Raw genomic sequence first — 24123 nt, 5'->3', positions numbered from 1 at the left:
CTTAATAATATAGATGTTAATTACAGATTATTGCGCTCGATGTCCTTGAAGTATTTGTAAGTACCTACTTTCAATTCATCGGTAGCAGCCTCATCACAAACGATGATTCCATGAGGATGCAACTGCAAAGCGCTGATAGTCCACATTTGTGTAATGCCACCTTCTACAGCATGCTGCAAAGCACGTGCCTTGTTATGGCCGTTGCACAGAATAAGTACTTCCTTTGCTGCCATTACAGTACCTACTCCTACAGTTAACGCTGTTTTAGGAACTTTGTTCACGTCGTTTTCAAAGAAACGAGAGTTTGCAATAATAGTATCAGTTGTCAAAGTCTTGACACGAGTGCGTGAAGTCAATGATGATCCCGGTTCATTGAAAGCAATATGTCCGTCAGGACCAATACCTCCCAAGAAGAGATCGATTCCACCAAATGACTCGATCTGTTTCTCATAATTAGCACATTCTGCTTCCAAATCCTCAGCATTTCCGTTCAGAATGTGAATATTTTCCTTACGGATATCAATGTGGTTGAAAAAATTATTATGCATGAACGAATGATAGCTTTCAGGATGTGATTCCGGCAATCCTACGTATTCATCCATATTGAATGTCACTACATGCTCGAATGATACTACACCTTTTTTGTTCAGTTCAATCAGCGCTTTATACATACCCAGAGGGGAAGAACCGGTAGGCAAGCCCAAAATAAACGGTTTTTCGGCTGTAGGTTTTGCCTGATTGATTCTCTTAGCTACATAGTTTGCTGCCCATTGTGAAAGAGCTTGGTAGTTAGATTCGATAATTACTCTCATAGTTTTTCCAGATTTAATTAATATATTTGTAACAAGAATTGATATTCTTATTGTTTTCGCTACAAAGATATCTGTATTTATAGATAAAAGCAACTATAACAATAAGTAATTACATCCGATTTTTAAAGTTTTTAATTAAGTAATTGTATATTTTTAAAACCACATCCGCATGAAAGAACGATTATTAGAGGAAATACAAAAGGGGTCAAAAGGGGCGGTAATGAAGAAACATATCATTACATATTTGATATATAATGAGAATTCAACCATTACCGATTTAGCAAAAGATATGGATTTAAGTATTCCTACCGTAACAAAAATCATCGACGAAATGCATGAACAGGGGTATATAGATGAGTATGGAAAGCTGGAAACCAACGGTGGGCGTCATCCTATTTTATATGGACTGAATACAGATTCAGGATATTTTGTTGGAGTAGATGTAACGTGGAACAGTATCAATATAGGAGTTATCAATTTTAAAGGTGAGGTTTTGAAACTACAAATGGGAATTCCTTTTGAACGAAGAGACACATTAGAATGCATCGATGAACTATGTAACCACATCGAACATTTCATTGCGGGATTAACAATAGACGAAAAAAAGATATTACATATCAATGTAACTCTTTGCGGAAGAGTCAATCCGGAACTGGGCTATATCCACAGTTTCTTCAATTTCGGCGAACGCCCACTTGCAGAAATCCTGACCGAACGCCTGAAGATAGAAACATCTATTGACAATGACAGCCGGACCATGCTTTATGGTGAAAACATAAAGGGTGTTGTCAAGGGAGTCAAAAACGTTCTTTTCATCAATATCGGATGGGGACTGGGAATGGGAATTATGATAGACGGGAAACTTTACAAAGGAAAATCAGGATTCTCAGGAGAAATCGGTCACACATACGGCTACGACAACCAGATTATCTGTCATTGCGGAAAAAAAGGATGCGTAGAAACGGAAGTTTCATGTTCTGCGCTCTACCGTAAGTTTATCGAACATCTACAAGCAGGAGAAACTTCAATCATTCTTTCAGAAAAGGATATAGAAGAAATAACACTCGATGATATCTTCAGTGCAATAAACCGTGAAGACTTACTCGCCATAGAACTGGTAGAACAAATAGGCCAGCAGTTAGGTTTCCATATCGGAAGTCTGATCAACACATTCAATCCGGATATGGTCATTATCGGTGGAGAGATGTCACGTGCGGGAGATTTTCTTTTACAACCGGTTATCTCTGCAATCAGAAAATATACCCTCAGCCTGATGAGCCGTGATTCTGAAATTGTACTATCGAAACTGAAAGATCAGGCATGCGTCATAGGTTCATGTCTGTTGTCAAGAAGTAAACTGTTTGAAGCATAGAAGTATTTATGAGATATAATAAAAAACAATTAAGCAGAAAACTTGGATGTTGTGACTCACCCAAGCTTTCTGCTTATAGTATATTGATTCTAATCTTCTACGACTTTAATTATCTTACCAGATTCATCTATAAAGACTTTGTATTCTTTTCCCTGACGACGAACTTCTACCTCATACCATGAAGCATCGGGAGTTTGAACTACTTCCACTTCGTCATCATCTCTTTGATATCCTTCAGCCCCTAAAGCAGAAGTTACAACCGAAGGCAGTTCATTATATCTGATCTCCCAAGAAGTGCGTATCCATTCATTCTTTCCATTGAATAATAGTTCTTTTTCCTTTCCATCGTGACGGATATCCACTTCTATATAACCATCATCATATCCACGTTCAATAATAACTGCACCCGAATAATTTTCCTGAATGAATTTTTCTATATCAGTAGCAACGGCAACACCTCCGGAGCTTTCTCCTCCAAAACCAGGACGCCCCTGTAAAACAGTTCCATCACTACCTATATATACTTTCACATCATCGTCGAAACGATTCTCCAGTTCAAAGCAATAAAAGGTTCCTGCTTTCTCTGTTTCATACTTTTCGGCATCTTCTACCCATCCAGCTTCCAGATATTCGGGAGTTGCTTTTAAGGCAGCGAGAACTTGAGAAGGAATATCGGTTACCTCATCTATATTTCTGAATCGATACTCAGTCTTGGTATACACCCAGTTTTGAGAACGATCGAAGAAAGCCTCATGCTTCATATTACCGGAAATAAACTCTACTTCTGTTCCTCCATCTTCATTATCCACATCTATAATCCTGGCATCCGGATATTTTTCTTTCAACCAGCTTTCCACTGTTCCTGAAGGTGTCTGCGGCAAATAATCCTGATAATCCTTTTCATCTTCCGCATCAATGACTTCTTTTACCAGAACACCTTCTGCCGTGTAATACAAATCAACATCCGTTTCTTTTCCTCCTTCATTTTTTTCGACATCAATAACATATAAGATTTCAGAGTCACCGTTTCTTTTCAGCACATCAACTTCATCATCCGCACGCCACGGAGCCTGTCCATACTCACTTGCTCCAAAAGCATTTTTCACAGCCTCCGGTAAATCTGCAAATCTGATCTCTTTCTCTGTCATACCCCATACTCCATTTGCCAATGCAAACCAAGCAGTATGGTTACGAACGACATTATCTGCACGAGAGCCATCCCAATAGAAACTGGCTACAGCATATTCTCCCTTTGTACTCCAAACAACATTGGTAGCACCAGGAAATAAGCTATTAAACTCATCCAAGACTAGAGCAGGAACCTCTCCCGAAGTACCATCGGGCAAAGGAGTATTTTCATCGTTACTACATGATGCAAAAAGTAATGTACCTGCAACCATACATACTCCAAATAATAATCGGGGCTTTATCATAAAAAATCATTTTATTGTTACAATACAAAATAAAGGAACAAAACTGAAAAGAATCTGAAAACAAGGAAAAATATAAAAAAATAGGCCATCTTTTTAAAGATGACCTATTATGAATTTTGTCATAAGACGATTCGATTATCCCTGGTGGATTGCTTCAGAAGGACATACATCTGCGCATGTTCCACATTCTGTACACATATCCGGGTTGATAGAATACTTATCACCTTCAGAGATTGCGCCAACTGGGCATTCATCGATACAAGTACCGCAAGCGATACAATCGTCACTAATTACGTAAGCCATTGTAGTAAAAGTTAAATTATTATTAGTACTAATTTGATGATGCAAAGGTAATCTTTTTGGTGAGATTTGTAATATCTACATTGCAATATTTCCCTAATTTGTATTATGTCTAAATAGTATTAATACATTATAGATTGATACATTGCTTGTTGAATACGAGAACGAATATCCAGCTTCATCAAGTTATCATGACCAAATGCAACAGGATAAGTACGATTACTCAAAAAGACAAACACCAATTCATTATCCGGATCAACCCAGACACAAGTTCCGGTAAACCCAGTATGCCCAAAAACAGAGGCAGGAGCTTCAGGAGCACAAGGACTATTATCATCACTCTCAACATCAGGTTTATCAAAACCCAATCCCCGACGACTGTTTTTGGCTTTCATACCCATAAACAAATCGCAAGTAGCACGGCTCAGATAACGACGGTCACCACATATACCCCGATCAAGCAACATCTGGAAAATCACAGCAAGATCATGTGTTGTAGAAAAAAGTCCTGCATTACCCGATACACCTCCCACAAATGCAGCAGCCTCATCATGAACATAGCCCTGCAACGGACCGCCACGCAGGAAATCAATCTTCGCACTAGGGGCAATTTCCTCTTTAGGGAAACGTTTCAACGGATTGTATGCAGTATGCTTCAGTCCCATAGGTTTAAAGAAAACACTGTCCAGATATACATCCATAGGTACTTTCGAAATTCTCTCAACAACCTCTTTCAGCAGCATAAAGTTCAAGCAACTATACCGATATGAATGTCCCTTCAGCGGTGCATTAATGATTTGTTGCATAACGACGCGTTGATATTCCTTATTCAGATACATGCTGTCAGCAAGTTGCAATGAATAGATTTCAGAAGGAGTAGAAGACATCCATTCTTTTTTAAAAGAGAAATCGGTACATGCATATAAATTCGAAGCAATCTGCAATTTATGTCCCGCATCAGGTTTCTTACGGAACAATCCTCCTTTGCACGTTTTCAGGTCAATAGCCTCCTCATAAAATGGAAGATACGAAGGAAGTCCCGACTCATGAAACAGCAAATCCCGTATGGTTATATTTTGCTTATTCGTTTTTCTCAACTCCGGCAAATAAGTGCTGACTTTATCCGTTAAGCCGAATTTACCTTCATCGTATAATTTCATTATTGCCAGCAAAGTTCCCGCAGCCTTAGAGAGTGAAGCCAGATCGTATATTGTATGCTCTTTCACTTCTTCTTTTCCATCATAAGTCAATGTACCGAAACATTTATTATAGACAGGATAACCACCTTTGGTTATCAGTACATGACATCCCGGATATGCTTGCCGGCGAATACCTTCTTCTGCAATGCTATCGATAGCCAGAAGAATCTTAGAATCCATGCCCAGCTCTTCAGGACTGTAAGAACGAGGTTTATCCGGATCGATAGTAAGACCTGTGCCGCTTTTCCATAAACCGTTCATATCAACAGAAAGACGGCCATCAACAAGATCCTGCCCGGTCATAACATCTGCTACATAACGTTGAATTTCGGCTTTATCTGTATGTGCCAAGATCACAGCCGAAGCCTTCTTCAATACAGAAGACATCTCCTGCAAAACTTTTTGCGACGCAAAACAAACAACGACAAGAGGTTTATCGGCCGCCACCTTTTCTAAAAAAGGAAGAAAAGCAGACAAATCTTTTGTTTGGTGAACAGCTACAATAACCTGATGAGCTGGAGCTACACGTTCCTGAATTTGTTGCAGAGAATCAGCATTGCCATGCAACCAACTCAGCGAAACCGATTCTTTCAACTCTTTATAAAAAGGATATGCTTCCGACAATGAAGAGGATAAACTCAACAAAATATTTTCAGATAAAGACAGATCGAGAGGCAACACATCTACAGAATCTTTTAGAACTGTAACAGCAGCCTTCTCCAAAGCAATCATCAGACTGTCGCTTTTAGCAGAGCAAATACGGTTTTCAATTCCTTCGGCCGCTACCTGTTGCTTATGACTCAAGCCTAAGGCATATTTATAAGTAAGCACTTTCCGGCATTTTTCCGTAATGACATCTTCTGTAAGCTTGCCGCTTTTTACGGCACGCATTACACTTTCAAGACTCTTTTTCAAGTTCCTTGGAACCAGTAACATATCGTTTCCTGCCATCAAGGCCTGTGCACAAAGATCATCGGCATTTTTTGAAATACCTTTCATCTCCAGTGCATCTGTAAACACCAGTCCCGAAAAGTGCAGTTCTTTACGCAATAACGAAGTAATGACCTCCGAAGATATCGAGGCTGGTTTCTCATCAAGTTCCGAGACATGCAAATGACCAATCATTACGCCTCCGACTCCTGCTTCGACTGCCTTTTTGAAAGGATATAACTCTACGCTATCCAAACGGGTACGGTCAAAATCAAGCACCGGCAACACATGATGAGAATCCGTATCCGTATCACCATGTCCCGGAAAATGTTTACATACCGCCATTACTCCCCCGTCTTCCAGCCCGCGAGAATAAGCTACAACCTTATCGGCTACAACTTTCGGATCACTTCCGAAAGAGCGGACATTGATAACCGGATTATTGGGATTATTATCAACATCGGCTACAGGAGCAAAATTTACATGCACACCTATTTCACGCAACTGCCTTGCAACCTCACGTCCGTACTGGTATATTAATGTATCATTCTGCACACATCCCAATACTCTATTTCGGGGAAACTCCGGAGTATCTTCCAGACGCATGCCCAATCCCCACTCACCATCGAATGTAATCATCAAAGGTATATCTGCCCACTGCTGAGCCTGATTGGTAAGCTGCACCTGCTTCTTCAGTTCTCCTTTGGAGAAAAGCAAGCCTCCGACTCCATATTCTCTAACAGCTCTTTCTATGTTATCTTTATTCTTCTGTATGGTTATCGGTGCAACCGTATGAATAAACAACTGACCGATTTTCTGTTTCAATGTCATTCGGGCAAGCTGCCCGTCAACCCAACGGCGACACGCCACAGAATCATCTGCCTGCTCCAATATTCTTACAGACGAAGCATATGCACCTATCCATAACGATATACAAACCAATAATCCCGTAACACGTCTATTCATAATCTTTTCTTTATTTTTATAAACCTTTGCCGTAAATTTTACCTTTATACAAGCAAGTGTTTTCTAACAATCAATTCTTCTGAAGTTTTAAAATCATCTGTCCAACAAAGGCTCCGTTCTTTCCCATCTGCTGTACAGGAACCTCTATTCCGTCTAAATTCTTATAATACTTCGGCGCATCAAAATACGAATGAGAATGTCCACCCAATACGACATCAATATCACGCGTATTTTCTATCAGTTCAATATCGGAATAAGGTTCTCCCTCCCATCCCAGATGAGAAAGACAAATCACCAAATCGCAATGTTCCTGATTTTTCAACAAGTCCGTGACACGCTGAGCCTCCGAAACCGGATCTTCAAACTTTACATTCCCATAACATTCAGAAGCAACCAATCCTTCCAGTTGCGCTCCCAAACCAAAAACTCCGATCTTTATGCCGTTACGCTGAATGATAGTGTATTCTTTAACCAGTCCTTCGAGCACAGTGCCCGTCACATCATAATTTGCACATACTATCGGATAATTCGCCATTTTAAACAACCTTGCCATATTATCCAGCCCGAAATCGAACTCATGATTGCCAATGGTTCCTGCATCATAGCCCATTTCGTTCATCAGCTTTATTTCCACTTCCCCTTTAAACATATTATAATAAGGAGTACCCTGCGAAAAATCTCCTGAATCGAACAACAGCAAATCCTCATGTATTTTGCGTTGCTGCTTGATAAAAGTTGCACGGCGTAAAAGTCCAGCCTTATCAGCCAGCATCGTATCCTGAAAATCCTCCGGGAAAGGTTCTACACGGCTGTGCATATCATTTGTATGGAACAAATACAATTCCTTGGTAGACTGGGCAAACAATACTCCTGCAAAGAGGCAGGCCCATAAAACGAAGTATATTCTTTTCATATCAGTTTCTTTATCATTGTTCTACAATACGTCCCTCTATCTCAGCGTTTACAAAAACACCTTTGGCCTCACACTGCTTTACATAATCGATAAACAAATCACGCAACACAGCATCCTGTGGTTCTGTTCTCGATGTTGCTTTCTTAAAAGCCTCCATACGATCATTTCCTTCAGCCAGATAGTCAATCGTAGCTACCCGATATTCTTTTGCCGGATCAACAGGCTTTCCACCTACCTCCGCACGTAGCAGACGTCCGTCTTTCGAGATAACCAGTCGGGCCCCGCTCAAGCCTTCACCATGTACGGCCGCAATCTGTTGAAAGAGTTCCAACAAATCTTCTCCTTTTAATACAACAACAGAAAGAGCATTCTGGAAAGGACTGATTTCATAAATAGAACCAAATGTAATATCTCCTTCATTAAGAATATTACGGATACCACCTATATTCATAACCCCAACGTCAACACTTATTCCCAATTTACTTTTTGCTCCCTCGCAAAGAATATCTGCCATCAGGTTCGACAAAGGCGACTCCGGACGATACGCTTCGAGCTTACGGGCAGAATGTCCGATTACTGGAGTCATCAAACTATCTATTTTAGCCCGATAAGGTTGCAAAATTCTCCATGCAGCCTGATCCTGCTGTTCGTCATAAACACTGGTAATGGGTACTCTTCCTCCTTCTACCGATACTAAAGAATAACTGGAGTTGCAGGCCGTAAATATAAAAGAACCTGCCAAGAGAGTATAAAATACATGCTTTTTCATACAAAATTATTCATATTTAGTGTTCAAATATAGGGAAAAAAGCCAAGCAACACAAGATTTCGTATTAAAATACACGAAAAAGATTTGCCTATATCACAGAAAATTACTTACTTTGCACCGCTTTCGCGTAATCGCTGTCAAGAAGAGTTACTTGATATGTTACGTTGTAACGATAAACAATTTAATTTAAAAAGAAAAAATGGATTTAATTAAAATTGCAGAAGAAGCATTTGCTACTGGCAAACAGCATCCTTCATTCAAAGCTGGTGATACAATTACAGTAGCATACCGTATCGTTGAAGGTAGCAAGGAACGCGTTCAGTTGTATCGCGGTGTTGTTATCAAAATCTCAGGTCACGGTGAAAAGAAACGTTTCACTGTACGTAAGATGTCAGGAACTGTAGGTGTAGAACGTATCTTCCCTCTGGAATCTCCGGCTATCGACAGCATTACTGTCAACAAAGTTGGTAAAGTACGTCGTGCTAAATTGTACTACTTGCGTGCTCTTACTGGTAAGAAAGCTAGAATTCAGGAAAAACGCGTTAACTTGTAATACTGAATCTATTATTCCTTACATACAGAAAACCGATTCTCATTATGAGAGTCGGTTTTTTGTTTTTCTCCCTTTTATTCATCGAAGACTGCAAATTTCTCACTCAATCTGATTGAAATTCAACATCACAGCTGGTCGTATTTCCCAAAAAACATCTTGAAAAGTCAGGAAAAACATCACCTTCTTTTCGAAAAATTTGTACGAATGTCTGTTCCTTTTGTACAAAAAATACATAAAACAACAGCATATTTTTTGAATGAATCAAGTTTTTAAGAATGATTCGTCCTTATATTTCCAAAGAAATCCTTTACTATAACCATGAACACACTGATAATTCGTACAAATTTCACAAAACACACAGCCATATATATCAGCAAAAAGCTTTGTCGGGAAACAAAAAAATCGGACAGACTGCCTGAAATCTGCCCGAAGAAAGTAAAAAATTAAACCTTAAAATACTAATACCTATTTAACCTGAATAATTCATAGTCTCCACAAAAAAGAGAACGCCCTTCTTGTATATTTGCAAGAAAAGCATTAACTTTAAGGTGTTAAAAATAAACTTAATACCGGCGTTCTCATGTGCAAAGATACAACAAATAACGGAGTCAGTCAAGAGAAAAATCTTTTTTCTTTTCAAGACGTGCTTCCTGACAGGAAAATTCAGGTCGATTTCAATGCCCCGGACATCTCGTCCAATGGAGGACTGGTGCTTGTCGGTCTAATGAAAGACAGCATAGCGCGAAAGATAGCGCGCCTAATTCCGGATTATCGAAATCAACTTTTCGTACAGCATTCCTACGAAGAGATGGTCTGCCAGCGTGTCGGACAGATAATGTGCGGCTACGAGGATGCCAACGACTGCGACCGCCTGCGCCACGACAGTGCCCTTAAGATGAGCGTGGGCCGCAAGGCATCGGATCCCGGCCTGTGCTCACAACCGACGATGACACGGCTTGAGAATCATATTGACAAAAGGACCTTATGGAAAATAGCAGAACTGTTTGTCAAGGACTACATCTCATCCTTCGACAAAGCTCCGCGTAAGATTATTCTTGACGTTGACGATACAAATGCCAACACATACGGGGCGCAGCAGCTGTCGCTGTTCAATGATTACTATGACGAATACTGCTACATGCCGATGGTTATTTTCGACGGTATGAACGGCAAGCTGATACTTCCTCTACTGAGACCGGGACGACGCAACAAGTCGCTGAACATCTTCGGTATACTGCGCAGAGTCATTGAATACATCCATAAGGAATGGCCTCACACAATAATAGAACTCCGCGGGGACAGTCATTTCTGCAGCCATGAGTTTATGGACTGGGTCAAGACACATCTTTATGTGAGATTTATCACAGGGCTGTCGGGCAATCCTGCGCTTATGAAGAAAATCGACAAGCAATTGCGCCGTGCCAAGGGGGATTTCGAACTTCACCATGAGGATGTACGCCGTTACTACAGCTTTGAGTACAAAGCCAAATCATGGAAATACAGACAGAGGGTGATTGCAAAAATCGAAGTCTCCGACAAGGGTGTAAACGTCCGCTTCATAGTCACAAGCAACCGTAACAACAAGCCCGAGACAGTATATCGACGTTACTGTAAGCGCGGCACAATGGAGCTATGGATAAAAGACCTGAAGTATTTTCGAGCCGACAGGATGTCGTGCAGTTCTTTCAGAGCCAATATGTTCCGGCTGTTTCTATATGGCGCGGCATATGTGACCGCATACCGTCTCAGGTCGAAGGCTTTCTCCAATACAGAGGTCGGCGCCTTCACGATGGACAGCTTCATGAAGCGGATTATGCTGAGTGCCGTCTTCATAGTCGAAAAAAAGACTTTTATAAGGTTCAGCTTTTCCCCACACCATCGACACCTTGAAGCTTTGTCGCAAGCCTTGACGAGACTCTCTGCCTGACAAGTGGAATAATCTGAAATCAACCTGAGTCCGATTCTGTAATCGGACTTATAAGTCATATCCGCTCCATAAAAATGGACGTGATAATCAGACCTGAGCATGCCGAAATCAAGGCTTCGGACAGGATTATAACTCTACATCAAGCGGTCATTCGATGATAGACATTAGTTGGAGGCTTCAGATTGTCCCCATATCTGTTTTGATAACCTGAAATGAATCCACTATGAATAATGTAGGTTAAAATCTAAAACCTGTTTCCTGATTATATTGTCATTAACTTTAACATTTTCCAATACAAAATTATCAACACAGTCAACTTCTATTTTCGCATTCTTTTTCACCTTCAGATCCAAATTCTTAAAAGTAAAATCAGACAATTTATATTGATCGTCCGCCTTGGTCACATCAAACAAGACATCACATTCCATTGTGATATTCTGCATTGTCACATGACTGGAATAGGAGTATGGTGTATCCTTACGCCCTTTCAGGTCGAAAAACTGCTTCCATGGCTTTGCAAACAAGAAACTGGAAACAGTTCCCGTAATCTCTTCTACGGTAATATATTCATAATTCTGCGGTGTATCGGGACGCATTTTCAGCCACAACAACCGTTTCGCATTATCCAGCCGACAACGGCGAAGGATTATATTATGATTATGTATTGACTCACTGCCACAAGTCAGCGCACTATGGCAAAGACCATATACACAATCTTCAATAATAATATTGCGGTTAGCCCCATTATTTTCTTTATCTTGATCTGCCCAAGGACCTTTTCCACCCTTCAGTGCAACCGCATCATCATTGACAGACATATAGCAATTTTTCACCAAGACATTGGTACATACATCAATGTCGATAGCATCAGAACTGGGAGCTTTTACAGGGAAATGAGGTGCAAAAATATGGAGATTCAACAATTTTACATTTTCACAACGATACAAATGAGTAGTCCAAAATGGAGAATTCTCCAGACGAACACCAGACAACTGAACATCTTTCGAATCGGCAATATGAACTAAACGAGGACGCAGTTCTTCCAGATTCGTACACTTAGGATTCACCTGACGACGCAACCAGAAAGACTTCCAGTAACGCAGACCATTACCGTTTATACGTCCCTCTCCTGAAATCGTAAATCCGTCCACACCAATAGCATTGACCAGCGCTGCAAAATACTTCAGATTCTGTCCTTCCATACGTGTATCAATGACTGCAAAATCGCTGATATCATCACTACCTTTCAGTGTTCCTTCTTTCTCTATATAAAGATGGGTATTAGGTTTAAAAAATAATGATCCACTCAAAAAAGTTCCCTGAGGAATATAAATCACCCCTCCCCCTTCCTGAGAAGCTTTATCAATCACGGCCTGTATCTGCTGAGTCTGTATGATTGTGCTGTCATTCAATACTCCATAATCTGTAATACGATAGCTTTTTCCTAAATCTTCCAACTTAACGATTTCTGTCTGACGAAACCAGTCGGGTATAGGAGTTCCGTCCGGGAAAACTTCTTTTGCTGAAGCCTGCAAAACGAACAAAGCTAAAGCAATAGAAACAACACATCTTGTCCACACTTTATTCATAGTATATTTTTTATAAAACAAATTATCTTTACTTTTCACATTGGCAAAAATAGAGAAAAGCCTATAACCTCAAAATAGAAAATCATACATTATCCTGATAAATTCGTACATTTTTACCCTAAAACGAGCTAAATGAATAAAATCAAAGACTATTGTATGATTTTCCATTCTATATATAAAGACAGACAACTATTTTTGTCAATAAACTTATATTACAATAACTAACAAGCAAAGGCCATGAAAAAATTATTTATTGCAGCTTTAGTTTTCGCTTTGGGAGGGACAAATATTCTGCATGCACAAAATTTGCCCGACCAGAAAGAAACTCTGAACACTTTAATCAAAGTGAACAAACATTATATGAAGAATAATCCGGACTGCACACTACCCAGTTTTGTCAAAGGAAAGATGCGGGCCAGCAATATCTGGACACGCACTGTGTACTACGAGGGACTGCTGGCTCTTTACTCCATTTATCCGGATACTGAATATTACGCATATGCTTATCAATGGGGGGATTTTCATAAGTGGGGGATGTGGAGAGGAACAACAACCCGACATGCCGACAATTATGCCTGCGGACAAGTATATATCGACATGTACAACCTCTGCCCTAAACCGGAAATCCTGCTAAATGTAAAATCCAACCTCAACATGTTGGTCAACACTCCACAAATCAATGAGTGGTGGTGGATAGATGCCATACAAATGGGTATGCCTGGTTTCGCCAAAATGGGTAAACTGACCGGAGAGCAGAAGTATTTCGACAAGATGTGGCAGATGTACGAATACACACGCAACCAGCATGGAGAACATGGCATGTTCAATCAAAAGGACGGATTATGGTGGAGAGATCAGGACTTCGACCCTCCTTACAAAGAACCTAATGGAGAAGACTGTTATTGGAGCCGTGGAAACGGTTGGGTATACGCTGCCCTAGTCCGCGTACTCGATGAAATTCCTGCCAATGAAGTTCACCGCCAAGATTATATAAACGACTTTCTGACTATGAGCAAGGCTATCAAAGCTTGCCAGCGTGAAGACGGATTCTGGAATGTAAGCTTACACGATCCTAATCACTTCGGCGGAAAAGAGCTGACAGGAACTTCTTTATTTGTATATGGAATGGCATGGGGAATACGCAACGGATTGCTTGATCGCGACGAATATCTGCCAATAGTACTCAAAGCCTGGAATGCAATGGTGAAAGACGCTGTTCATCCTGATGGGTTCTTAGGTTATGTACAAGGAACAGGAAAGGAGCCTAAAGACGGACAGCCCGTAACTTACGACAGCAAGCCTGATTTTGATGATTTTGGAACAGGTTGTTTCCTTCTGGCTGGAAGCGAAATTTATAAATTGAAATAAGTTGATAATCGTCATTCTATAAAAGAGGCTCAAAATGAAGTACAAAAGTAAAAATCTTATAGATTAAAACTTCGCAATAAAAAACTCCTGCTTTAACCCTTATTTATTACAATTATAGGACTAAAGGCAGGAGATTTTTTATGTTGCGGCTTATAGATTGTAAGTAAACTTATCTCTGTTTTTTATTTTGAGCCTCATCTCCAAAGAGTCTTTTCCAGTTTTAATAATTTAGCTTAATACTAGAAAAAGTGATAGAATAAACTATTCCTCTTTCTCCCCTCTCAAATAAGATGACGGAGGTACTCCAAACTGAGCTTTAAAGCACTTACTGAAATAGAACGGATCATTCATTCCTATCTGATAAGTCACTTCTGCAACTGTATATTTACCTTCAGCCAAGAGTTCAACCGCTTTTTTCATACGCATAACTCGTATGTATTCATTCGGCGAATATCCTGTCACACCTTTTACCTTACGATAAAAGACAGTTCGGCCAAGTCCCATAATTGAAGTAAATTCATCGATTGTAAAATCCGGATCCGACAAATGCTCTCCTAAAGTTTCAGCCAATTTATCGGCAAACTCCTTATCACGGTCTGTTGTACAAATAGCCGGACGTACAGCATGAGGATCTTTTGAGAACTTTTCCCGCAAGCGGTCGCGCTGTTCTATCAGTTTAAATACCCGGGCGCGCAACAGACTGCTACTGAAAGGTTTCGTTATATATGCATCGGCTCCAGCCTCAACACCTTCCAGATGTTTTTCCTGAGAATTAAGAGCTGTCAATAAAATAATAGGTATATGACTGGTATTAAAATCATTTTTCAATTTACGCGTCAGTTCAAACCCTGAACATCCGGGCATTAAAACGTCACTTATTATCAAATCCGCATCATAAACTTTCGCACGTTCCAGTCCGGAAGTTCCGTCAGATTCTGCTACCACTTCAAAATAAGGACTTAGCTCCTCTTTCAAAAACTCACGTACATCATTATCATCTTCTACAATCAAAATCTTACGCTTATTAAGTGGCTCCGTTGAGGTGTTCTTTTCGTTTTTCTCATCTTCCGATACCTCCCAACTATCCTCTGCCTGGTGTGCTTTTTCAGCTTCTATCTCTTCTTTCAGCAAAGCATTGTCAGGTATAAGAAAATCCTTACCCTCATATACGGAAGCATCTGTTGGAAGCACAACTGTAAACACAGAACCGCCACCTGGATTTTCTGCATATGATATCGTACCTTTGTGTACTTGTACCAGTTCATGGGTAAGGTGTAAACCTACCCCCATACTGCTGCTTGAAAAACTGCTCTGCATAAAACGTTTGAACAGCTCTCCACGCTTTTCTACGGGAATACCTACTCCCGTATCGATTACTTTCATTATCAGTTTATGATTCACTTCGTCAACAGATACACTAAATTCAATTCTCTTATTAGAAGGAGTGTATTTAAATGCATTCGACAATAAATTATAGGCTACTTTATCAATATTACTTTTATCGATAAACATTTTATACGTTGACACAGAAGGAGAAAACACATACTCCATATTTTTCGACTCAGCAGCATCCTTGAAAATCAGATAAATTTCACGCAGAAATGCTATCACATCTGTTTCTTCAAGCGATAAACTTAACTTGTTATTCTGCATTTTGCGGAACTCAAGCAACTGATTAATAAGCCGCAGCATGCGTTGTGTACTTTTATCCATTACACGGACAGCTCCTACCATATCAGCAGGAATTTTCTTGGCACGATGAATACGTTCCAAAGCCCCCTGTATCAGAGTCAGAGGTGTACGGAACTCATGCGATATATTTGTAAAAAACATCAGTTTATATTCCGTCAGCTGTTCTTCTACCTTAATTTTATTACGTAGAGTATTCATCTTCGATATTATTCGATAAGCCGCATATAAAACAGCTATACTCAATAGGACATAAATTAGCATTGCCCATGTCGTTTCCCAGAATGGAGGAACAACTACGATTTTCAATACAGACTCATCCGACCATGTACCAGCTGTATTCCTTGCCTTTACATGAAGATGATAGGATCCTGGAGGCAGATTCTTGTAAGCTGCAAAATTCAAAGAAGAAGGAGCACTCCAAGTATCGTCATATCCTTCCAGTTTGTAAGCAAACTTCGACAATCCAGCATCTGAATAGTTGAATGTAGAAAATTCAATCACAAACGAATTTTGTTCATAATTCAACCGGACAGACTCTGCATAAGCCAATGAAGCTTCCAATGGAAAATCCTTATCTCCCGGAATGACTGATATACCATTCAGTTTCAAATCCGTAAAAGTAACTTGCATAGGAGTATCTTTCACCGAAACATGCTTTGGGTCTACAATAACAATACCTTGTCCTGTACCCAATGCCAGACGTCCATCTTGCAGCTTCAGAACACTGTTTTCACTATATACATTACCCAATATATAATCAGAAAAAAGATAATTTTCGAACGTAACAGTTTCCGGATTAAAACAAGACAAGCCATATTCAGTAGAAACCCATATCATCCCCTTATCATCTTCAATTAGGGCCTGTACCATACTGCTTACCAATCCATCTTGTGAAGTATAATGAGTAAACTCCAGCTTATCGTAATTATGACCGACAACAGACATACCAAATCCAGCTCCCGACTCAGCCAGCCACATATGTCCTTTCCGGTCACGTATTATCGCACGGATATCATTACTTTGCAAATCACCACTTTCCAACGAATAATGTTTATAGGCTTCCGGATCTGCAATCAGTTTATCCGGATCAAAGACAAATATACCTTCACTCGATCCGACCCATATCCATCCGTTACTGTCCTCACACAACGTACGGGTTTCCCGCTGTCCGTTAGTACGAGTAAAGAAATGGCGGAACTCATACTTTCCATCCTGCGTAGGAACAGCCAGATTCAAACCTCCACCGAACGTACCTATCCACATACGACCTTTACGGTCTTTCAACATACAAAAGACATTATCCGATGAAAGCGACTTATCATTCAATTTATCATACCGATATTTTACATCTCCAATCCATACGCCTTCACCACGGGTAGCAATCCACAGATTCCCTTCATTGTCTTCACAAACAGCATAAGTATTTATATCATGATGAAATTTCTTTTTCTGAATCTCCAGCTTTGCATCATAAATATATAAACCGCCACTACGTGTACCTACCCAGATATCTCCATCAGAAGTAGAAGCAATCATACGCACCGTATTCGAGCGGTCGGCCATAGAATCTTTTTCGGGATACACACGTGATGCGCCTTCATTCAATACACTCAACTTAGATATACCCGCAAATTCAGAACTTACCCAGACACTTCCCGACCGGTCTTCCATCAGACATTGCAGATAATTGGAAGCCAATAGAGAAGAGATACCCGAATCGGATGTAAAATGCTGTATGCTTTCCGTAGCCGGATCATAAGCAAACAGTCCGTTGCCATATGTAGAAATCCAGATAATCCCTCGGCTGTCGTGCACAATGTAATATCGTTCCTTATCAATGAATCCAAGCTTGTCATAAGGCATTACCGAGAACACTTTCTTTTCTCCTGTATCCGATTTTATATAATACAGATTACCAGTACGGTTATATACCCAATAATCTCCTTTATCATCTTTTTTAACCTGTCCTTCAGGAATATTATAGTATGCCGGAGCAGACTCAACCTTAAAAGTCTTCATATCCAGACACAGCGTACCTTCTGAGGTCAAGATATACTGTTTCTGACCAATCCGAAAAAGTCCGGTCATCGCCCATTTTTTTGTTTTACGAGGAAGGCTTCCCAAAGATTTCAGTTTTCCGTCTGTCTGAAAGTAAAACAAATCACCTTCTGATGTCACAAAAACAAGATTATCCTCGTAAAACATAGCCTTCCAATACGAATGAGATTCATCTACCGCCACCAGCTTGTTATCTTTCCAATAATAAACACCTTGCTGTGTTCCTATCCATACTCTATCTCCGTGCTGACGGATAAAATGAACATTGTTGCTCTTCAAAGAGCCATTTTGTACGGTAAATGATGTAGAAGTGAAACGACCATCCTGATAGGTCACACGGCGACATCCGTGAGAAGCTCCCCATAGCCACACAGCTTCTTCTGTTATAAAAAAGCCACGATAATGATCCTGATATTCTCCGCAACCGGTAAAATCGACAAAACAGTCATGCCTTAAATCATAACAGCTGATTAAATCGGCTGTCGTTGTAATCCACAAAAAACCATTCTGATCCTCTTCCAGCACCTTCACCCGATGGTCTGCCAGAGAAATCTTTTTCGATTTCTGAGGACGAAAGGTGATAAGAGAATTACCGTCATAACGATTCAAGCCATTCAGTGTGGCCATCCAGATAAACCCTTTACTATCTTGATAAATATAACGCACAGAATTGTTTGCAAGTCCATCAGCAGTAGTCAGTCGTTCGCTGCGAAGTTCGATTGCAGCCTTCGCCGAAAATGACGACAACAACAAACAGCCCAACCAGCATAGTATCCAAATCTTTTGGTTTTTCATACAGTATAAAAACAAATGTTTCTTGATGCAATTAACTAAGCACAAAATTACAAGAAAGATAAAACATAGCAAACAGAATCACACATCTTAGGTACGGTTTATACAATATTCTAGGAATATGTACTTTTGTACATTGAATTATATCAACAAAGCCCTTAATTTTGTTTCATCAAGACAAACCAATCATAAAATACCAATGAAAATACCAATGAAATACCCATGAGATAAAAAATCACGCCCAAGAGAATGTAAATAGTCAAGCTGAAGTTACCTTTGTATAGTGTAACCCTAAAATGTATCAGTTATGGCAGAAGTGACATTCCCTCAGTTGATACAGCGCGCTTGCGGTATCGACGTCCACCTGAAGGTTGTGGTGGCGACAATTGACGGAGCAGGCATCCAACGCGAGACCCGCTCATTCAAAACCTTCACGAGTTCTTTGAATGAATTGAAAGAATGGCTATTGTCCAATGGTGTAACGCATGTGGGAATGGAGAGTACCGGTGTTTACTGGAAGCCGGTTTATAAGGTTCTTGAAGATTCCATTCCCAATGTCTGGATAGTCAATGCCCGTCACATTAAGAATGTTCCGGGTCACAAGACAGACAAGATGGACAGCGAATGGATCTGCAAGCTTCTTCTGGCAGGTCTTCTCAAACCGAGCTATATTCCTCCCAAGGAGCAGCGTCAGCTTCGTGACCTGACGCGTTACCGGAACAAGCTTATTCAGCAGATAGCTTCAGAGAAGAACCGTATGATGCGTATTCTTGAAGACTGCAACATCAAGCTTTCAAGTGTAGTAAGTAATACAAGCGGTACGACAGCTACTTCTCTTATTGATATGCTTTGTGAAGGCAAAGTCCTTACTCTTGATGATATAAATTCAGTTTATCACGGTAAACTGTCAGCCAGTCCTGAAGAATTGCTTGAGGCGTGTACCGGTTTTGTTGAAGAGCATCACATTTATCTTCTTCAGATGATCCGAAAGGATATAGACCAGACTCAGACTTTGGTTGATGATTTGTCCGAACGTATAAAGAGACTGTTGTCCAAGTACGAGAATGTCCTTGAACTTCTCAGGGAGATTCCCGGTTTTAGCACCAAGGTTGTAGAGGATCTGGTTTCTGAGATAGGTCTTGACATGTCCCACTTCCCTTCTGAAAAGCATCTTTCGTCCTGGGCCGGTCTTTCTCCGGGCAACAACGAGAGTGCGGGTAAAAAAAAAGCGCACGAATCACTCACGGGAACAAACAGGTAAAGGCGGTAATCACAGAAGCCGCATGGGCTGCGACCCGTACAAAGAATACGTTTTTTAGTGAGAGATACCATCGTATAGCTGCCCGCAGAGGAAAGAAACGTGCCTTGATTGCAGTGGGACATTCTCAGTTGATATCCGTTTATCTGATACTGAGTACAGGGTCCCGTTACCATGAACTTGGAGCACAATATATGCAATCCAAGATAGAGCAGAAACGCAAGGTATATTTGTCTTCTGAACTTAAAAAGCTTGGATACAATGTCTCACTTACTAAAGTTCCACAAGCTGTAACACTGAACTAATAATATAGACCAAAGGCTGACTTTTACTGGAATTACCATAGCCCGACAATGAAATTGGTTTCAACAGCTAAGCGCCAAAGATTGTGACTTATGTACACGTGTATGAAACTTTTAAATTCTTAGCTGTTGCTATTTATTATTGTACAATAGCCGCACTTGTGTTCTCATAAGTGCTAATCTTTCTTTTATCCAAAACCTCGGATTTATATCAATTTTAGTATAAACCTGTCCTACTTTGTGTGTAGGACGCTTAATATTTACGTATGAAAAAGAAAGACATACTGACAGCTCTATTGCTATTAGGAAGTACTGTACAAGCACAAAACTGGCCCGAAATAAAGCCTGAAGCACGACCGGGAAGCCGATGGTGGTGGATGGGAAGTGCAGTCGATCAAAAGGGACTTGCATACAATCTTCACAAATACGGTACAGCCGGAATAGGCAGTCTGGAAATAACGCCTATCTATGGTGTAAAGGGAAACGAACAGCGAGATATCCCGTTTTTGTCATCCCGATGGATGGAAATGTACCAATACACCCAAGACGAAGCACAGAAGAACGGCATCGACATCGATATGAATACCGGAACGGGATGGCCATTCGGAGGACCGGAAATCACATTGGAACACGCGGCTACCCGAGCTATATTCGAGCAATATACTGTAACGGGGGGTAAGAAGATAGAACAACAAATAGAGATTACATCTCCCAAGGAACAAAAGCAACGTGAATTTGCCCAATTAAGTAGACTGATGGCTTATGCTGAAGACGGAACATGTCTGAACCTGACATCGAAAGTAAAAAACGGCAAGCTCGAATGGAATGCTCCGAAAGGTGAATGGAAACTGATTGCTTTGTTCGTAGGCAAAACACTGCAAAAAGTAAAACGTGCTGCTCCTGGCGGAGAAGGTTATGTAATGGACCACATGAATCCGGAGGCTGTAAAAGAATATTTCACCAAATTCGACCGCGCTTTCAAACAGAACAAAGCAACCTATCCGCGTACATTCTTTAATGATTCATACGAAGTGTATAAGGCAGACTGGACTCCTCACCTGCTGGAAGAATTCGAACGCCGCAGGGGCTATAAACTCGAAGAGCACTTTCCTGAGTTTCTGGATGCTTCACGTCCGGAAGCAACTCGCCGTATCGTGTCCGATTATCGTGAAACTGTCAGCGAAATGCTGATAGACAACTTTACGAGCCAATGGACAAAATGGGCTCACAAACACGGTAGCACAACTCGCAATCAGGCACATGGTTCTCCGGCCAATCTGATAGATACGTATGCTTCGGTCGACATTCCTGAATGTGAAGGATTCGGTCTGACAGACTTTCATATCAAGGGGCTGCGCAAAGACTCCCTCACCCGACCGAATTTTTCGGATATTTCGATGCTGAAATATGCGTCCTCGGCTGCACACATAGCCGGCAAGCCTTATACTTCTTCGGAAACATTTACCTGGCTGACGGAACATTTCCGTACTTCTCTCTCACAGTGTAAACCGGATATGGACCTGATGTTCGTATCGGGAGTCAATCACATGTTCTTTCACGGGACACCATATTCGCCACAAGATGTGGCATGGCCTGGATGGTTGTTCTACGCAAGCATCAATATGTCGCCTACCAATAGTATCTGGCGTGACGCACCTGCATTTTTTGAATACATAACCCGCTGCCAGTCTTTTCTGCAAATGGGACAACCCGATAATGATTTTCTGGTTTATCTGCCCATATACGATTTATGGGACGAACTTCCGGGACGACTTGTTTCGTTCGACATCCATAAAATGGACCGGTACGCCCCGAAGTTTATCAAGACCATCCAGACAATTATTGCCGGAGGATATGATGTAGACTATATCTCTGATGCTTTCATCAAGACGACACGTTGTGCAGACAATCAGCTCGTCACCAGCGGAGGCACGCACTATAAAGCACTCATTGTTCCTGCCGCCCGACTAATGCCTGCCGCCACACTCAAGAAACTGGTAGAACTGGCTCGTCAGGGTGCAACCGTGATTTTTGTAGAACAATATCCCGAAGATACTCCGGGATACAATCGTCTGAAACAAAACCGCGCCGCTTTCATAAACATCACCGGACAACTTCCTGACGTCGATTCCTTTACACATACACAGACATTCATACTCGGAAAAGGACGCATCATTGTCGGTTCCGACTATCAGCAGGTACTGGCACAGACGGGAACAGCCTCAGAAGAGTTGAAAACACGATGTGGACTTCAGTTTATCCGCCGCTCGAATCCCGAAGGGCATCATTATTTTGTTTCGTGTCTGCAAAACAAAGATATAGACGAATGGGTTACACTGAATGTTCCCGAAACGACTGCCATGTTCTTCAATCCGATGAACGGAGAAAGAGGCAAGGCACAAAGCCGGATAGAAAACGGGAAATTGCAGGTCCGTCTGCAACTGAAATCGGGGGAAAGCCTCATCATTCAGACATTCGACAAGTCACTGGACGAAGAACCAGCGTGGAATTATCCCGAAGAACAGACATACAGCCTGAGTCTGGACCACGGATGGAAACTGGAATTCGTAGAAAGCGCACCAGCTATAAACGGTCAGTTTGACATAGACTCTCCCACATCATGGACAGAACTGGAACAACCGGAAGCTAAAATCAATATGGGAACCGGCCGCTACTCCATCGAAATAAACATGCCTTCCATGGAAGCTGACGACTGGATACTGGATTTAGGTGACGTACGCGAGAGTGCGCGTGTACGTATTAATGGAAACGATGCTGGCATAGTCTGGGCAGTTCCATTCCGGTTAAAGGTCGGAAAATGGCTAAAACCAGGAAAGAACCGGATAGAAGTCGAAGTAACCAATCTGCCAGCCAACCGTATCGCTGATATGGATCGCAAGCATATAGAATGGCGCATCTTTAAGGATATCAATATGGCAAAGCTGAACTATGTAAAAGGCGACTACAAAAACTGGGATACAATGTCTTCCGGTCTTAACGGGAATATACGCTTAATACCAGTAAGTTACAAGGAGTAAAAGCCGTTTTACCGGATAGTAAAACTCAACGTTCAGCAAGGAACAAAAAGGCTTCAGCAAGTTTCTTTTAAAATATGCTCAAATTTCAGCCGGAATTTGTACAACACATAAAAAACATTTGTACAAACTTCCGGCATTTTTGTACAATCGAGTAGGAGGAAAACGAAGTAGTTTTCTTCCTACTTTCGTTTTCCGACCTCTCACACCACCGTACGTGCCGTTCGGCATACGGCGGTTCTTTACTATGGATGCCTTTCGTATTCTTCGAAAGACACTTCCACGACATCTTCTTCAACCATCCATTTGTAGGTCTGCGCTCCTTTATACCCTTCGGATTCCGTCCTATCTCTTTAAAGGTAGCCCAATACTTCTGTTTTGGTTTTATGCATTCGTTCCAACAAACGGTAGTTTTCAGTTATGCCGTTTAAATAAAGTTTGGTCCTTCCCTATAGGCATACATGCCTTGGGTACTACGACCTCTGCTGACTTCTCACGGCAAGCTTTACTCCATCATGGTACTTCGAATCATTCATCCTCACCATATGTCCGTGAGACCTCCTCGGATAAGGGTATTAACTTTCAATCTTATGTCTGCTCCATTTACACTAACCGTCCCGAATAGCTATAGGGCTTTAGTTTGTTTCGCAACCTTACCCACGGTCATATGCCTTATATGAAGTTTCTGTTCGTCAGACCAGATGTTTGCCGCCAGCTTCTTTCAGATTCCAACTCGCGATGGACACCCTTGCTTTTGGCTGTATGATTCCCGCTATTAGGGCTCATTGGGGACTTGCACCCGTTAGCTAATACTCATGCCGAGCATACGAAATAAAAAAAACATCAGCATGTTTA

General features: G+C 41.1%; 15 protein-coding genes. 7 read left to right on the top strand and 8 right to left on the bottom strand.

Annotation, left to right across the window (positions count from 1 at the left end):
* Nucleotides 1–20: 20 nt before the first annotated feature.
* A complete protein-coding gene (nagB, locus tag ACDG22_RS08500) occupies nucleotides 21–812 on the bottom strand; it encodes a glucosamine-6-phosphate deaminase (RefSeq protein ID WP_178269810.1) in 792 nt (263 codons plus the stop codon).
* A 169-nt stretch (nucleotides 813–981) separates the two neighbouring features.
* On the opposite strand from nagB, the gene ACDG22_RS08495 reads away from it, so the two are divergent.
* The gene (locus tag ACDG22_RS08495; protein ID WP_022125843.1) at nucleotides 982–2184 is read left to right on the top strand and encodes an ROK family transcriptional regulator; all 1203 of its coding nucleotides are present in this window, start codon (nucleotides 982–984) and stop codon (nucleotides 2182–2184) included.
* An 89-nt stretch (nucleotides 2185–2273) separates the two neighbouring features.
* On the opposite strand, the gene ACDG22_RS08490 is transcribed toward ACDG22_RS08495, so the two are convergent.
* The 5 genes from ACDG22_RS08490 to ACDG22_RS08470 all read right to left on the bottom strand — a co-directional run bounded on the left by ACDG22_RS08490 (nucleotide 2274) and on the right by ACDG22_RS08470 (nucleotide 8694).
* Nucleotides 2274–3617, bottom strand: coding sequence for a PepSY-like domain-containing protein (locus ACDG22_RS08490; RefSeq protein ID WP_178269811.1), 1344 nt, complete (start codon nucleotides 3615–3617; stop codon nucleotides 2274–2276).
* Between the two features lie 135 nt (nucleotides 3618–3752).
* A complete protein-coding gene (locus tag ACDG22_RS08485; protein ID WP_013618916.1) occupies nucleotides 3753–3920 on the bottom strand; it encodes a DUF362 domain-containing protein in 168 nt (55 codons plus the stop codon).
* Nucleotides 3921–4039: 119 nt separating this feature from the next.
* Nucleotides 4040–7012: a glycoside hydrolase family 3 N-terminal domain-containing protein gene (locus tag ACDG22_RS08480; protein WP_270230367.1), complete on the bottom strand. Its 2973-nt coding sequence runs from the start codon at nucleotides 7010–7012 to the stop codon at nucleotides 4040–4042.
* Nucleotides 7013–7082: 70 nt separating this feature from the next.
* Nucleotides 7083–7925, bottom strand: coding sequence for a bifunctional metallophosphatase/5'-nucleotidase (locus tag ACDG22_RS08475; protein WP_022125840.1), 843 nt, complete (start codon nucleotides 7923–7925; stop codon nucleotides 7083–7085).
* A gap of 13 nt (nucleotides 7926–7938) precedes the next feature.
* The gene (locus tag ACDG22_RS08470) at nucleotides 7939–8694 is read right to left on the bottom strand and encodes a 5'-nucleotidase C-terminal domain-containing protein (RefSeq protein ID WP_022125839.1); all 756 of its coding nucleotides are present in this window, start codon (nucleotides 8692–8694) and stop codon (nucleotides 7939–7941) included.
* Between the two features lie 199 nt (nucleotides 8695–8893).
* Here ACDG22_RS08470 and rplS point away from each other — a divergent pair, with 199 nt between their 5' ends.
* Entirely contained in the window at nucleotides 8894–9247 is a 354-nt protein-coding gene (gene rplS / locus ACDG22_RS08465) for a 50S ribosomal protein L19 (RefSeq protein WP_007564838.1), read from the top strand.
* Nucleotides 9248–9827: 580 nt separating this feature from the next.
* Complete coding sequence (locus ACDG22_RS08460; RefSeq protein WP_004295325.1) at nucleotides 9828–11174, top strand: IS1380-like element IS616 family transposase; 1347 nt, start codon at nucleotides 9828–9830, stop codon at nucleotides 11172–11174.
* A gap of 221 nt (nucleotides 11175–11395) precedes the next feature.
* On the opposite strand, the gene ACDG22_RS08455 is transcribed toward ACDG22_RS08460, so the two are convergent.
* On the bottom strand, nucleotides 11396–12763 hold the full coding sequence (locus ACDG22_RS08455; protein WP_370858842.1) for a rhamnogalacturonidase: 1368 nt from the start codon (nucleotides 12761–12763) through the stop codon (nucleotides 11396–11398).
* Between the two features lie 237 nt (nucleotides 12764–13000).
* Here ACDG22_RS08455 and ACDG22_RS08450 point away from each other — a divergent pair, with 237 nt between their 5' ends.
* On the top strand, nucleotides 13001–14131 hold the full coding sequence (locus ACDG22_RS08450; RefSeq protein WP_270230369.1) for a glycoside hydrolase family 88/105 protein: 1131 nt from the start codon (nucleotides 13001–13003) through the stop codon (nucleotides 14129–14131).
* A 261-nt stretch (nucleotides 14132–14392) separates the two neighbouring features.
* Here the strand turns inward: ACDG22_RS08450 and ACDG22_RS08445 are convergent, their stop codons facing one another.
* A complete protein-coding gene (locus ACDG22_RS08445) occupies nucleotides 14393–18676 on the bottom strand; it encodes a hybrid sensor histidine kinase/response regulator transcription factor (protein ID WP_270230370.1) in 4284 nt (1427 codons plus the stop codon).
* Nucleotides 18677–18980: 304 nt separating this feature from the next.
* Here ACDG22_RS08445 and ACDG22_RS08440 point away from each other — a divergent pair, with 304 nt between their 5' ends.
* The 3 genes from ACDG22_RS08440 to ACDG22_RS08430 all read left to right on the top strand — a co-directional run bounded on the left by ACDG22_RS08440 (nucleotide 18981) and on the right by ACDG22_RS08430 (nucleotide 23893).
* Nucleotides 18981–19934 carry an IS110 family RNA-guided transposase gene (locus ACDG22_RS08440; protein WP_370858841.1) on the top strand — a complete coding sequence of 318 codons (954 nt, stop codon included), beginning with the start codon at nucleotides 18981–18983 and terminating at the stop codon, nucleotides 19932–19934.
* Nucleotides 19935–20499: 565 nt separating this feature from the next.
* Nucleotides 20500–23271: an alpha-L-rhamnosidase gene (locus ACDG22_RS08435; protein WP_270231080.1), complete on the top strand. Its 2772-nt coding sequence runs from the start codon at nucleotides 20500–20502 to the stop codon at nucleotides 23269–23271.
* Between the two features lie 139 nt (nucleotides 23272–23410).
* Complete coding sequence (locus tag ACDG22_RS08430) at nucleotides 23411–23893, top strand: hypothetical protein (protein ID WP_336313049.1); 483 nt, start codon at nucleotides 23411–23413, stop codon at nucleotides 23891–23893.
* The last annotated feature ends 230 nt before the right edge of the window (nucleotides 23894–24123 follow it).

Origin of the sequence: Phocaeicola coprocola (genome assembly GCF_041333015.1) — a bacterium.
Classification (GTDB): Bacteria; Bacteroidota; Bacteroidia; order Bacteroidales; family Bacteroidaceae; genus Phocaeicola; species Phocaeicola coprocola.
Note: the sequence above shows the minus strand (reverse complement) of the source record. Positions and strands in the feature narration are given on the sequence as shown.

Bases quoted from the DNA above. Each gene is read 5' to 3' on its own strand.
- nagB (WP_178269810.1), bottom strand. From the start codon at position 812: ATGAGAGTAATTATCGAATCTAACTACCAAGCTCTTTCACAATGGGCA.
- ACDG22_RS08495 (WP_022125843.1), top strand. From the start codon at position 982: ATGAAAGAACGATTATTAGAGGAAATACAAAAGGGGTCAAAAGGGGCG.
- ACDG22_RS08490 (WP_178269811.1), bottom strand. From the start codon at position 3,617: ATGATAAAGCCCCGATTATTATTTGGAGTATGTATGGTTGCAGGTACA.
- ACDG22_RS08485 (WP_013618916.1), bottom strand. From the start codon at position 3,920: ATGGCTTACGTAATTAGTGACGATTGTATCGCTTGCGGTACTTGTATC.
- ACDG22_RS08480 (WP_270230367.1), bottom strand. From the start codon at position 7,012: ATGAATAGACGTGTTACGGGATTATTGGTTTGTATATCGTTATGGATA.
- ACDG22_RS08475 (WP_022125840.1), bottom strand. From the start codon at position 7,925: ATGAAAAGAATATACTTCGTTTTATGGGCCTGCCTCTTTGCAGGAGTA.
- ACDG22_RS08470 (WP_022125839.1), bottom strand. From the start codon at position 8,694: ATGAAAAAGCATGTATTTTATACTCTCTTGGCAGGTTCTTTTATATTT.
- rplS (WP_007564838.1), top strand. From the start codon at position 8,894: ATGGATTTAATTAAAATTGCAGAAGAAGCATTTGCTACTGGCAAACAG.
- ACDG22_RS08460 (WP_004295325.1), top strand. From the start codon at position 9,828: ATGTGCAAAGATACAACAAATAACGGAGTCAGTCAAGAGAAAAATCTT.
- ACDG22_RS08455 (WP_370858842.1), bottom strand. From the start codon at position 12,763: ATGAATAAAGTGTGGACAAGATGTGTTGTTTCTATTGCTTTAGCTTTG.
- ACDG22_RS08450 (WP_270230369.1), top strand. From the start codon at position 13,001: ATGAAAAAATTATTTATTGCAGCTTTAGTTTTCGCTTTGGGAGGGACA.
- ACDG22_RS08445 (WP_270230370.1), bottom strand. From the start codon at position 18,676: ATGAAAAACCAAAAGATTTGGATACTATGCTGGTTGGGCTGTTTGTTG.
- ACDG22_RS08440 (WP_370858841.1), top strand. From the start codon at position 18,981: ATGGCAGAAGTGACATTCCCTCAGTTGATACAGCGCGCTTGCGGTATC.
- ACDG22_RS08435 (WP_270231080.1), top strand. From the start codon at position 20,500: ATGAAAAAGAAAGACATACTGACAGCTCTATTGCTATTAGGAAGTACT.